General features: G+C 69.5%; 11 protein-coding genes and 1 pseudogene. 6 read left to right on the top strand and 6 right to left on the bottom strand.

Going from position 1 to position 12317, the window contains the following annotated elements; translation table 11 throughout:
• Window positions 1-98 precede the first annotated feature (98 nt).
• Together OG595_RS39125 and OG595_RS39120 are read left to right on the top strand one after the other, a co-directional pair.
• Window positions 99-1448, top strand: a complete 1350-nt coding sequence (locus OG595_RS39125) for an FAD-dependent oxidoreductase (RefSeq protein WP_329280617.1) — start codon at window positions 99-101, stop codon at window positions 1446-1448.
• Between the two features lie 163 nt (window positions 1449-1611).
• Window positions 1612-3018 carry a nucleobase:cation symporter-2 family protein gene (locus OG595_RS39120; protein WP_329280614.1) on the top strand — a complete coding sequence of 469 codons (1407 nt, stop codon included), beginning with the start codon at window positions 1612-1614 and terminating at the stop codon, window positions 3016-3018.
• Here OG595_RS39120 and OG595_RS39115 read toward each other — a convergent pair.
• Complete coding sequence (locus OG595_RS39115) at window positions 2926-3297, bottom strand: ArsR/SmtB family transcription factor (RefSeq protein WP_329280611.1); 372 nt, start codon at window positions 3295-3297, stop codon at window positions 2926-2928. The two genes, OG595_RS39120 and OG595_RS39115, sit on opposite strands and share 93 nt — an antisense overlap.
• A 132-nt stretch (window positions 3298-3429) precedes the next feature.
• Between OG595_RS39115 and OG595_RS39110 the strand changes: the two genes are divergently transcribed.
• Entirely contained in the window at window positions 3430-4509 is a 1080-nt protein-coding gene (locus OG595_RS39110; protein ID WP_329280609.1) for an NADH:flavin oxidoreductase/NADH oxidase, read from the top strand.
• A 142-nt stretch (window positions 4510-4651) separates the two neighbouring features.
• Here OG595_RS39110 and OG595_RS39105 read toward each other — a convergent pair whose 3' ends face one another.
• The gene (locus OG595_RS39105) at window positions 4652-6013 is read right to left on the bottom strand and encodes an SGNH/GDSL hydrolase family protein (protein ID WP_443073291.1); all 1362 of its coding nucleotides are present in this window, start codon (window positions 6011-6013) and stop codon (window positions 4652-4654) included.
• 122 nt (window positions 6014-6135) lie between these two features.
• Window positions 6136-7470 carry an extracellular catalytic domain type 1 short-chain-length polyhydroxyalkanoate depolymerase gene (locus OG595_RS39100; protein WP_329280606.1) on the bottom strand — a complete coding sequence of 445 codons (1335 nt, stop codon included), beginning with the start codon at window positions 7468-7470 and terminating at the stop codon, window positions 6136-6138.
• A gap of 447 nt (window positions 7471-7917) precedes the next feature.
• On the opposite strand from OG595_RS39100, the gene OG595_RS39095 reads away from it, so the two are divergent.
• Together OG595_RS39095 and OG595_RS39090 are read left to right on the top strand one after the other, a co-directional pair.
• Window positions 7918-8898, top strand: coding sequence for a pectate lyase family protein (locus OG595_RS39095; protein WP_329280604.1), 981 nt, complete (start codon window positions 7918-7920; stop codon window positions 8896-8898).
• Between the two features lie 52 nt (window positions 8899-8950).
• The gene (locus tag OG595_RS39090; protein WP_329280601.1) at window positions 8951-9757 is read left to right on the top strand and encodes a pectate lyase; all 807 of its coding nucleotides are present in this window, start codon (window positions 8951-8953) and stop codon (window positions 9755-9757) included.
• A 268-nt stretch (window positions 9758-10025) separates the two neighbouring features.
• Here OG595_RS39090 and OG595_RS39085 read toward each other — a convergent pair whose 3' ends face one another.
• Window positions 10026-10460, bottom strand: coding sequence for a hypothetical protein (locus tag OG595_RS39085; protein WP_329280598.1), 435 nt, complete (start codon window positions 10458-10460; stop codon window positions 10026-10028).
• 109 nt (window positions 10461-10569) lie between these two features.
• On the opposite strand from OG595_RS39085, the gene OG595_RS39080 reads away from it, so the two are divergent.
• Complete coding sequence (locus OG595_RS39080) at window positions 10570-11196, top strand: nucleotidyltransferase family protein (RefSeq protein WP_329280596.1); 627 nt, start codon at window positions 10570-10572, stop codon at window positions 11194-11196.
• On the opposite strand, the gene OG595_RS39075 is transcribed toward OG595_RS39080, so the two are convergent.
• Together OG595_RS39075 and OG595_RS39070 are read right to left on the bottom strand one after the other, a co-directional pair.
• Complete coding sequence (locus OG595_RS39075; protein ID WP_328745039.1) at window positions 11171-11581, bottom strand: hypothetical protein; 411 nt, start codon at window positions 11579-11581, stop codon at window positions 11171-11173. The two genes, OG595_RS39080 and OG595_RS39075, sit on opposite strands and share 26 nt — an antisense overlap.
• A gap of 95 nt (window positions 11582-11676) precedes the next feature.
• Window positions 11677-12198 (bottom strand): annotated as a pseudogene (locus tag OG595_RS39070) (helix-turn-helix domain-containing protein); the annotation flags it as partial.
• Between the last annotated feature and the right edge of the window lie 119 nt (window positions 12199-12317).

The following is a 12317-nucleotide window of genomic DNA, read 5'->3' as shown; positions in this document are numbered from 1 at the left end:
GTCCCGCCCCGCACCCTGTCAGCGCAGCTCCGGGAGTGCGATCCTGAAGGCGTCAGCAACAGGGAGTTCCGCAGCGTCCCGCAGTGAGGGGTTCCGCCGTGTTGCGTGTCGCCGTCGTGGGTTCGGGTCCGAGCGGGGTCTACACCGCACAGAGCCTGGTCCAGCAGCATCCGGAGGTACTGGTCGACGTCCTCGACCGGCTGCCGGCGCCGTACGGACTGGTGCGGTACGGCGTGGCGCCGGACCACGAGAAGATCAAGTCGCTGCAGAACAACCTGCGCACGGTCCTGGAGCACGGCCGGGTGCGTTTCCTGGGCGGCGTCCGGATCGGCTGCGGCCCCGGTGAGCTGCCTGGCTCCCTGCTGCGCGAGCTGTACCACGCGGTGGTGTACTGCGTGGGCGCAGCCACCGACCGCCATCTGGGGATTCCCGGCGAGGAGCTGCCCGGCAGCTGGTCGGCGACACAGTTCGTGTCCTGGTACAGCGCCCACCCGGACGCCGTCGACGACGGCTTCGTCCACGGGGCGCGATCCGCCGTGGTCATCGGCGTCGGGAACGTGGCGGTGGACGTGGCCCGGATGCTGGCGCGCGGCCCGGCCGAGCTGAGCCCGACCGACATCCCGCAGGCGGCGCTCACCGCGCTGGCCGCGAGCCGGGTGACCGACATCCACATGGTGGGCCGGCGCGGCCCCTCGCAGGCTCGCTTCACGACCAAGGAGCTGCGGGAGCTGGGCTCCCTGCCGGACACCCAGGTCGTCGTGGACGAGACCGAGTTGGCGCTCGATCCGGCGTACGCCGACCCGTCGGCCCTGCCTCCCGCGCAGCGCCGCAACGTGGAGGCACTGCGCGGCTGGGCCGCCGCGCCTCCCACGGTGGCGGCCCGCCGCATCCTGCTGCGCTTCTTCCGCCGTCCGGTCGAGCTGCTCGCCGCCGGGGGCCGCGTGGGTGCGGTGCGTTTCGAGCGGACGGTGCCGGACGGGAACGGCGGCGTCACCGGCACGGGCCGGTACGAGGACATCGAGGCGCAGCTCGTCCTCCGCTCCGTCGGCTATCGCGGGGTGGCGCTCGACGGGCTGCCGTTCGACGCGGCCCACGGCACCGTGCCGCATCTCGCGGGCCGCGTCCTGCGCGACGGCCGCCCCTCCCCGGGCGAGTACGTGGCCGGCTGGATCAAGCGCGGCCCGACCGGCGTCATCGGCACCAACCGCCCCTGCGCCAAGGAGACGGCGGCCTCCCTGCTGGCGGACGCCACCGAACTCGTACGGCAGGACAGGCCCCGGGACCCGCTGACCGCACTGCGCGCGGAGGGGTTCCGGCCGGTCGAGTGGGCGGGCTGGCAGGCGATCGAGCGAGCCGAGGCGGAACTGGGCGCCGCGCTGGGCCGGAGCGTCGTGAAGCTGCCCGACTGGCGGTCACTGCTGGCGGCGGCACGGGGCACGGACGTCTGACCTGGCCCCGACCGCGTCACCAGCATCTGGGTGGGCATGACACACACCGGCAACAGGTCAGAAATCAACAAACTGTTCAATCCGCTTACGGTCTCGTCGTGTCCGGACGCTCCCCCACGGTGTCCGAACCCTCCACTCGCCCGCCGCCGCTCCTGGAGTGCCCATGGCCACCGTCTCACCCCCACCCGTGCATCCCGTCGACGAAGTCCCGCCCGTAAGCCGGCTCGCCGCCTTCGGCCTTCAGCACGTGCTCGCGATGTACGCGGGGGCCGTGGCCGTGCCCCTGATCGTCGGCGGCGCGATGAAGCTGTCGCCGGCCGACCTGGCGTATCTGATCACCGCGGATCTGCTGGTGTGCGGGATCGCGACGCTCATCCAGTGCGTGGGCTTCTGGCGCTTCGGCGTCCGGCTGCCGATCATGCAGGGCTGTACCTTCGCGGCGGTGTCGCCGATGGTCCTCATCGGTACGACGGGCGGCGGACTCCCCGCGATCTACGGCTCGGTGATCGTCGCGGGGCTCGCGATCGTGCTGCTCGCGCCGGTCTTCGGACGGCTGCTGCGGTTCTTCCCGCCTCTCGTGACCGGCACCGTGATCCTGGTCATCGGCCTGTCACTGCTGCCGGTGGCGGGCAACTGGGCGGCGGGCGGGGTGGGCTCGGCGGAGTTCGGCGAACCGAAGAACCTGGCGCTTGCCGCCTTCGTACTGGCGGTGGTGCTCGGTGTGCAGCGGTTCGCGCCCGCGTTCCTGAGCCGGATCGCGGTGCTGATCGGCATCGTGGTGGGGCTGGCCGTGGCGATTCCCTTCGGCTTCACGGACTTCGACGGGGTCGGGGACGCCGACTGGGCCGGCATCAGCACGCCGTTCCACTTCGGGGCGCCCACCTTCGAGGCGTCGGCGATCATCTCCATGCTGGTGGTGGCGCTGGTGACGATGACCGAGACGACCGGTGACCTGATCGCGGTGGGTGAGATGACCGGCCGGAAGGTCGAGCCCCGCTCCCTCGCCGACGGACTGCGGGCCGACGGTCTCTCCACCGCCCTCGGCGGCGTCTTCAACACCTTCCCGTACACGGCGTACGCGCAGAACGTGGGCCTCGTCGGGATGACGCGGGTGCGCAGCCGCTGGGTCGTGGCGACCGCCGGCGGCATCCTCGTACTGCTCGGTCTGCTGCCCAAGCTGGGCGCGGTGGTCGCGGCCGTACCGGCGCCGGTGCTGGGCGGCGCGGGCCTGGTGATGTTCGGGACCGTCGCCGCGAGCGGGCTGCGCACACTGGCCGGGGTCGACTTCAAGGACAACCACAACCTGACGGTCGTGGCCGTCTCGGTGGCCGTGGGCATGCTGCCGGTCGGCGTGCCCACGGTGTACGCGAAGTTCCCGGACTGGTTCCAGACGGTGATGAACAGCGGCATCAGCGCGGGCTGCCTGACGGCGATCGTCCTGAACCTGCTGTTCAACCACCTTGCGGGTAAGGGTAGTTCAGTCGACGGCGGTGACACCGCCGAGGCGGTCGGCCTGGCGGGCGGCGGCGGACAGGACGCTGTCGAGAAGTCCCGGGAAGAGGTCGTCTAGGTCGTCCCGGCGCAGGCCGTTCATCTTGGCCGTGCCCCGGTAGACCTGCCGGATCACACCGCTCTCGCGCAGCACGCGGAAGTGGTGCGTGGTCGTGGACTTGGTGACCGGCAGCACGAAGTGCGAACAGGAGAGCTCGTCGCCGGTGGCGGCGAGCTCTCGCACGACCTGGAGCCGCATCGGGTCGGAGAGCGCGTGCAGCACACCCTCCAGCCGGATCCCCTCGCGCACCGGGTGCGGCAGGTCGCGGCCACTGGGGGCGGGGGCTGCGGTGGTCACGGCGGCTCCACTTCGTCTCGGGAGGTCCATTGTACGAGAACTCTCGTAGTTTGACACTCGCCGTACTACGATGCCTATCGTACGAGCAGTCCAGTGACCTCGTGACGTACGACGAGACGAAGGGAGTCCGCCGTGAGCGCGCTCTTCGAGCCCTATCGCCTGCGCGACCTGACCATCCCCAACCGTGTGTGGATGTCCCCGATGTGCCAGTACTCGGCGGCGCCCGAGGGTGCGGAGACCGGCGCCCCGAACGACTGGCACTTCGCGCACTACGCGGCGCGCGCCGTCGGCGGCACCGGCCTGATCCTCGTCGAGGCCAGCGCCGTCGGCCCGGAGGGGCGGATCACCCCGTACGACCTGGGCATCTGGAACGACACGCAGGTCGAGGCGTTCCGCCGGATCACCCGCTTCCTGGTCTCCCAGGGCACCGTGCCGGGAATCCAGCTCGCCCACGCCGGCCGGAAGGCGTCAACCGGCCTGCCCTGGAAGGGCGGTGCGCCGCTCGGCTCCGACCCGCTCGGCTGGCAGCCGGTCGGCGCGAGCCCGCTGCCCTTCAACGAGGAGCACCTGGTCCCGACCGAGTTGACGGTCGATCAGATCCGGGACGTCGTCGGCCAGTTCACCGACGCGGCCCGTCGCGCACTCGACGCCGGCTTCGAGGTCGCCGAGATCCACGGCGCACACGGATACCTGATCAACAGTTTCCTGTCACCGCACTCCAACCACCGCACCGACGCCTACGGGGGCTCGTACGAGAACCGGGTCCGCTTCGCGCTCGAAGTCGTCGACGCCGTACGGGAGGTGTGGCCCGAGGACAAGCCGCTGTTCTTCCGTGTCTCGGCGACCGACTGGCTGACGGAGGGCGGCTGGAGCGCCGACGACACCGTGCGTCTCGCCGCCGAACTCCGTGCCCACGGCGTCGACCTCCTCGACGTCTCGACCGGCGGCAACGTCTCCGGCGTACGCATCCCGACCGGCCCGGGATACCAGGTCCCCTTCGCCGCCCGGGTGAAGGCCGGGACCTCACTGCCTGTCGCCGCCGTGGGGATGATCACCGACGCCGGGCAGGCCGAGAAGATCCTGTCCAACGGCGAGGCCGACGTGGTGCTGCTCGGCCGTGAGCTGCTGCGCAACCCGTCGTGGGCCCGGCACGCGGCCCGTGAGCTGGGCGCCGGGGTGCGGGTGCCCGACCAGTACCACCGGTCCGTCTGAGCACCGCAGGTCTCCTGCGGGTTCACGGAGTCGGCGGCAGCGCCTGTTCCGCCCGGACGGTTCTGCCCGTGCCCGTCGGGCGGGTGCACCTGCGGTCGGTGAGCCGGGAATGGGGGCATCGGTGACAGCCGTCGGCCCGGGATCAGCTCTTCGTGAACCAGGACACGGGAACGGCGGCGGCCAGCGTCCGGTATCCCTCGGGGTTCAGGTGCAGCCAGTCCCCGTCGTGGAGGTCCGCGCGCAGCCGGCCCGGATCGGCCGGATCACGGACTGCCCGGTCGAAGTCGACGACGGCGTCGAAGACGCCCGAGGTACGGATCCAGGCGTTCACGGCCTGCCGGGTCGTCTCGCGCAGGCCCGCCGGATCGTCGTACGGCGTGTTGCCGCGGAAGGGCGTCAGGGTGGCGCCGTGGACCCGGATGCCCTGGGCGTGTGCGCGGACGACGATCTGCCGGTAGGCGGCGATGAGGTCGTCGGCGACACGCTGCTGGGCGGCCGAGGTGGCCTCGGCGGTGCCGATGTCGTTGACGCCCTCGAAGACGATCAGCCAGGAGACCCCGCTGTGCGCCAGGACGTCCCGGTCGAGCCGGGCGAGGGCGTTGGGGCCGAGGCCGTCGTTGAGGACCCGGTTGCCGCCCGCGGCCTGGTTGAGCACGGCGGTCCGGCCGCCGCCGGGAAGACCCCGGAGCCGGTCCAGGAGCTGGTCGGGCCAGCGGTTGTTGCCGTTGGTGGTGGAGCCCCGGCCGTCGGACAGGGAGTCGCCCAGCACGGCGACGGCACGTGTGTCCCGCCCGGCGAGCACCTCGACGTCGCTGAGCAGGTACCAGTGGTTGACCGGGGTGGCCCCGGTCAGGTCCTGCTCCGCCGTACCGTCCCCGGTGCGCAGGTACGAGGTGGTGCGCGAGCCGGGGTGCGAGGTGAGGGCGAGCGAGGCCTGGCCGTTCGCGAGGTACGTCGTCACGGTCAGGTTGGTCGCGGGGCGCAGCCCGAAGTCCAGCGGGTCGGAGACGACCTGGGCCCCGGCGGGGACGGTGGTGGACCGGCGTCCGGCGAATGTCACCTCGCGCAGGGTGCCGGGTTCGACGGCGCTCACCCCGGCCCGGCCGTCCAGCGGAAGGGCCACCGTCACGGCTGTCAGTGGCAGCGGGGTGGTACCGAAGGCGTTGGAGAAGCGCAGCCGGACACGCTCGCCGCCGGTGGAGACGCGCACGGTCTGCCGCAGGGTGGTGTCGACGAGGACGGCACGCTCCCCGGTGAAGGGCGCGGGCGGCATGTTGCCGGGTTCGGTGAGCTGCGGCATCGACGTCCAGGTGTTGACCCAGTGCGGGGCGGACCGGGCCGGGTCGGCGACCGTCGGCTGCGGGCTTCTGACCAGGGCGACCACGGCGGAGGACGCCACGACGAGGGCCAGTACGAACACGCAGGTGGCGGCCAGGTAGGCGAGCGCCGCCCCGAGGGACGGCCACTGGGGCCCGGGCGACTGCGTGCGGCGGGGCGACTTCACGGGCCGTGTGCCTTCCTCTGTCTGATGTCCGAGCGAGGTCTTCCTCGGACAACTTCGGGCGGGACCACTTCACGGGAGGTGACCGGGTGCGCGCTCGTGGCCCGCACCCGGCACAACTGGGCTCAACCGGCCGTGCAGGCCGTTCCGTTGAGGGTGAAACCGGACGGCGCCGCACTGTTGCCGGTGTGGGTCGCCTGGTAGCCGATGCCGACGCTCGCACCGGGCGCGATGGCCGCGTTGTAGGTGACGTTCGTGGCGGTCACCGCACCGGAGGCCGGTGCGTAGGTGGCGCTCCAGCCGGAGGTGATGGTCTGGCCCGAGGGCAGGGTGAAGCCCAGCGTCCAGCCGTTCACAGCCGTCGTGGTGTTGTTGGTGATGGTCACGTTCGCGGTCAGCCCGGTGTTCCAGGCATTGGTGGTGACAGCCACCTTGCAGGCGCCGGGCGGCGGTTGGGGCACGGGGCCGGCGCTGTCCAGCCCGAAGAAGGTGATCACACGGGCGGCCATGCCGGTGGTGATCAGGTTGTGGCCGACTCCCTGGAGGCTGATGGCCTCGACCGGCGCCTTGTCACCGGTGGCGCCGTAGCGGGTGCGGGTCCAGCCGGACTGGGGCGAGTCGGTCGCGGACGGTGTCTGGCCGAGACCCTGCACGTTGGTCCACTGCTTGATCTCCTCCCCGAAGTTGGGGTAGCGCAGCGTGTCGTCCTCGGTGCCGTGCCAGAGCTGCATGCGCGGCCGGGGCCCGGTGTAGCCGGGGTAGGCGCCCCGCACCAGGTTGCCCCACTCCTGCGGGGTGTGGATCACCGTGCCCTGAGCGCAGTCGCTGTTCCACTCCGAGCCGTTGGTGGTGGCGAAGCAGCCGAACGGCACGCCCGCGAAGGCGGAACCGCCGGCGAAGACGTCCGGGTAGTCGCCGAGCAGGACGTTGGTCATCATCGCGCCGGAGGAGACCCCGGTGGCGAAGACCCTGCTGGTGTCGGCGCTGTAGGTGCGGGTGACCCAGTCGACCATGGACCTGATGCCCACCGGGTCACTGCCGCCGCCCCGGGTGAGCGCCTGCGGCGAGGAGACGTCGAAGCACTTGCTGCTGCGGGTGACGGAGGGGTAGATCACGATGAAGCCGTAGCGGTCGGCCAGCGAGGCGTACTCGGTGTTGGAGTAGAACACTGGGCCGGAGCCTGTGCACCAGTGCACGGCCACCAGTACCGCCGGGTGCGCGGTGACGCCGTCCGGCACGTACACGTACATCTGCAGGTTGCTGGGATTGGTGCCGAAGTTCGTCACCTCGGTGAGCGCGGCGGCGGCCACCGCCGGGGTCGCCGCGGGCGGCTCCGTGCGGGCCGACGCCGACGGTGCGGCGAGAAATGTTGCCGCGAGTAACGCCAGCAGGCCTCCGAGAAGCGCGACGAGCACCGAACGCAGCGGTCTTCTCGCGATGTTGCCGACAGTTGTGGACACGTCCTTGTCCCTTCCTGATCACGGCTCGTGGGGTACGCGTGGCGGAAGTCGAAGTCCCGCTCCGCGGGGCTGCCCGCCCGCATCGTGGCATGAGCATGGCTTCCATGGAAGCGCTCCCACACATCGAAAACATTCGCTGACCAGCGGTTGCAGATCCGGTCGGCACACATTGCGCGCAAAGCGTTGACCAGAAAGCGCTTACCCTCTACCTTCCGTTCAGCGATGTGACCCATCGATGTCGATCCGCATTCGACGAGACGGCCCCCGGAACATGCGCCCGCAGGGACAGTTCAGCCCTGGAGCGCTACAGTCCCCCCACTTCGGGCCCACCGTCACCGCCCCACCGGCTCGCACAGAGCACGCAACATGGCGCACAGCATGGTGAATGATGTTCACATGACTGACCGCCCTCTCGGTCAGTCGGCCCGCCCGAAGGGACGCACCCGCATGCGTACACACCCCCCACGTACACAGACGCAAAGATCCGCGGCGGTGGCAGCCGTGGCCACCGCCCTGGCCGCCGTCGCCGTTCTCGCCGTACCCCAGCCGGCCGGGGCGGCCGAGAGCACACCCGTCGGATTCGGCGCCGGAACGACCGGCGGCGGCAGCGCCGCCCCGGTCACCGTGACGACGCTCGCCGCCTTCAGAACGGCCGTCACGGGCAACGCGGCCAAGGTCGTGCGGGTGAACGGTCTGATCACACTGAGCGGCCAGGTCGACCTCGGGTCCAACACCACGGTCCTGGGCGTCGGTTCGTCCTCCGGGTTCACCGGCGGCGGCCTGAGGATCAAGGAGGAGACGAACGTCGTCGTACGCAACCTCAACATCAGCAAGCCGCTCGCGCCGTCCGACGGAGTGACCGTCCAGGAGTCGACGAAGGTGTGGATCGACCACAACTCCTTCTCGGCGGACCGCACCCACGACAAGGACTACTACGACGGCCTGCTGGACATCAATCACGGCTCCGACAACGTGACGGTGTCCTGGAACACCTTCAAGGACCACTTCAAGGGCTCACTGGTCGGCCACAGCGACAACAACGCGTCCGAGGACACCGGCCACCTGAAGGTGACGTACCACCACAACCACTTCAGCAACGTGTACTCGCGCATCCCCAGCCTGCGGTTCGGCACCGGCCACTTCTACGACAACTACGTCCAGGGCGCCGAGACCGCCGTGCACTCCCGCATGGGCGCCCAGATGCTCGTCGAGAACAACGTCTTCCGTTCGACGCTCGTCGCGGTCACCACGAACCGCAGCAGCGACGTCGACGGATACGCCAACCTGCGCGGGAACGACCTCGGCGGAGCCGCCACGGAGGTCTCGCGGGTCGGCACGTTCACCACCCCTCCCTACAGCTACACCGCGGAGCCCGCCTCGACCGTCGTCGCTTCGGTGACGTCGGGTGCGGGCGCCGGAAAACTCTGACAACTCCCCAACTCCCCACACCGTTCAACCGACTGGAAGCAGGCATCGGGACATGACTTCCGCAGTACGTCCACGCGCGCGCGGGCGCGCGCTGACCGGCACCCTGGCCACCCTCAGCCTCTCGCTTGGCATGATCATGACTAGCGGTACGCTCACCCCGGCGAGCGCCGCGACCTGGCCGACCGCCAACGGCAGCCAGGGCGTCTCCGCCACCATCCCCGTCTCCGGCACCAAGGACTACGGGATGAAGCGTCTCTACGGCACCGGGGACCTCGGTTCCGACAACCAGGACGAGGACCAGGGGCCGATCCTCGAACTGGCGGCGGGCGCCGTCCTCAAGAACGTCATCATCGGCGCCCCGGCGGCCGACGGCATCCACTGCAAGGGCAGCTGCACCCTGCAGAACGTGTGGTGGGAGGACGTCGGCGAGGACGCCGCCACCTTCCGGGGCAGCTCCTCGTCGAACGTCTACACCGTCTCCGGCGGTGGCGCCAAGGAAGCCAGCGACAAGGTGTTCCAGTTCAACGGCGCCGGAACGCTCAACATCTCCAACTTCGCGGCGCAGAACTTCGGCACCTTCGTCCGGTCCTGCGGCAACTGCTCCACGCAGTACAAGCGGACCATCAACCTCACCAACATCGAGGCGACCTGGAAGGGCGGCAAGCTCGCCGGCATCAACACCAACTACGGCGACAGCGCCACCCTGAGGGGCATCACCATCGTCGGGGACTCCAGCAAGAAGATCGTCCCCTGCCAGAAGTACATCGGCAACAACACCGGCAAGGAGCCGACCACCAACGGCTCCAACCCCGACGGCACGTACTGCAAGTACGCGACCGGCGACATCACGTACAAGTAACCCCTTCACAGGTGAAGGCGAGCAATGAGCCGAGCCACAGAGAGCAACTCGCCCTCTGACGCGCAAATAGATTCGTTCCAAGGTCACCAAGGCCCTGACGCCTTCGATTTGTCCGCCCCACGGCGGGCGGCGAAGCCGCCCTGGGTCGCTGACCTGCAAAAACCATTGCTGAGTCGCTGAATTGCGGAGCAGCGCAGAGGGCCACCATCCCTGTGTGGATGGTGGCCCTTGTCGATCGAGGGGGTTCTCAGGGGGTTTCAGCGGGAGTTCACGAAACTCCCGCTCGGGGCACCACCAGGAATCGTGCGCGAATCTGGAAGGGCCTCAGTTCGGCGGGGAACTGATCGCTCAGGTTCTCGGCCTGGGTGACGGCCAGTCCACTGCTCTCACAGTACTCCTCGACCCACGCGAGGACAGAGGCCAACGCACGGTCCGGTTCGCTGCTCACCTCGGTGCGGATCTCCCCCAGGAGCACGCCTCCGAGTTCGAGCTGGACGCCGACCGCCCACGCATCGCCATACCGGGCGCCGGAGACCAGCAGCTCCGTGGACTTCTGCGCACTGTCGGCAGGAAGGTCCAGCTTCGTGAACGTGCTGAAGCCCAGCGGATCCACGGCACGCAGGTCCGCTCCCGTTCTCTCCGGGGCGCCGCCATCGAGCCAGGCGTCCACCGCGGTACGCCCCCGCTGGCCGTTGTCCGGCATGAAGTCCAATGGTGACGTCGGGTATTGGAACTGTCGGAATGCCTCTGGGGCGAGGGTCTTCTGAGGCGGATCGAGGCCGCTGGCGGGCGGGTCGTGGTAGGCAGGGTTGGTGATCAGCCGACTTCCTCTCGATGAGCAACCTGACTCCCTGCGTGCGGTGCTGTCGCGTAACGATGTGCTGACGGAGGTGTTGGCGCGGACTGCGACGTTGGATCTGCCTGGGTGGTATGTGACGGCAGGGTGCTTGTTCCAGACCGTGTGGAACGTGGTCACGGATAGGCCGCCGACCAGCGGTATCAAGGATTACGACGTCTTCTACTTCGACGAGGGCGATCTGTCCTGGGAGGCGGAGAACGCCGTGATCAAGGCCGGGCAGAAGGTCTTCGCCGACCTGCCTGCAGAGGTCGAGATCCGGAACGAGGCACGGGTTCATCTCTGGTACGAGGACAAGTTCGGAGTGGCGTGTCCGCCGTATGACTCCGCCGAGGCGGCAATCGACAGCTTCGCTGCGACGACGTGCTGTCTGGGGGTTCGTGTGGAGGCCGACGGCCGGTGGCGTGTGTATGCGCCGCACGGGCTTTCGGATGTGTTCAACCTCGTCGTTCGTCCGAATCCGGTGCTCGCTCCGCGGTCGGTCTATGAGAGCAAGGCGGTGCGGTGGCGTGAGCAGTGGCCCGAGCTGACGGTCCTGGAGTGGCCGTCCGGGAGCGTCACGTCGGCCTCGCCCGCTGGCTGATCTCGGCGGCGTAGGTGGCCCAGTCGCCTGCGGAGAGTCGCTGCCAGGCGACGGCGACGTCGGTGTGGATGCCCAGGGTGCGGGCGAGGATCGCGGCGGGGATCTCGGTGGCGAGTTGGAAGAGCGCCGTGCTGCGGGCCTGATTGGGACGGAGCCCGAGCCGGTTGAGCCGCTGTGTCAGCTGTGTGGTGCTGATCGGCCGTCCGGGCTGTCCGCCGGGGAAGAGCCATCGAGATGGTGTCAGGGCGCCGATGGTCGCGTGGCCCTTGCGGTTCGCCGCGACGGTGCGGGCGAGGTGGGCGACGGGCTCGGGCAACTGGACGGGGGCGTCGCCGAGGTGGAGACGTACTTCCTGGACGCCGACCTCGACGTCCTCGGTGGTCAACCGGTGGATCGCCGACGGCCCTTGGGCGAAAAGGAGGAGAAGCAGTCGGGCGAGGCGGTCTTCGGGCTTGAGGGTGTTGTCGCCGTACGTGGAACGCGGCTGCGAAGTAAGTCGGCCCAGGTCGTGTTCTGTCGTTCGGGTGCAGGCAGGATGCCGTGCGCGCGGAGGATCTCCCAGACGGTGGAGGCGGCGACCTTGACGCCGAGAGCCGCGAGTTCACCGTGGATCCGGCGATATCCCCATGAGGGATTCTCCCGGGCGAGGCGCAGGACGAGGGTGCGGATCGAGCGGACGGTAGGCGGGCGGCCGCGGCGCTTGGGCACGTAGGCCGCAGCATGGCGTCGCTTGAGAAGGTCACGGTGCCATCGCAGGATGGTGTCTGGACGTACCAGCAGCAAGAGGTGCCGCAGCTTGTCCATCGGGAGGTGGTGGAGCAGGCCGGCGAGGACGGCACGGTCGGCGGCGGTGAACGTGGGTTTGCCAACCTGACGCTGCAGGACCAGCAGCTGGTGGCGCAGCGCCAGGATCTCGATGTCCTTGTCGCGGTCGCTCATCGACAGAAGGTGCAGGAGTGCCAGGGTGTTGGTCGCCGCGAGATAGGTCAAGCGCAGCAGCACGAAAGAATCATGATGGTGTACACGCCTGTGCACGTGAAGAGACTGGGTGTGCTGGGGCACGGCCAGAGATCGGCGGTCAAGGCCGCGACCTGGGCGGATGTTTTCTCGGCACCCGCAGT

Origin of the sequence: Streptomyces sp. NBC_01451, from assembly GCF_036227485.1 — a bacterium.
Classification (GTDB): domain Bacteria; phylum Actinomycetota; class Actinomycetes; order Streptomycetales; family Streptomycetaceae; genus Streptomyces.
Note: the sequence above shows the minus strand (reverse complement) of the source record. Positions and strands in the feature narration are given on the sequence as shown.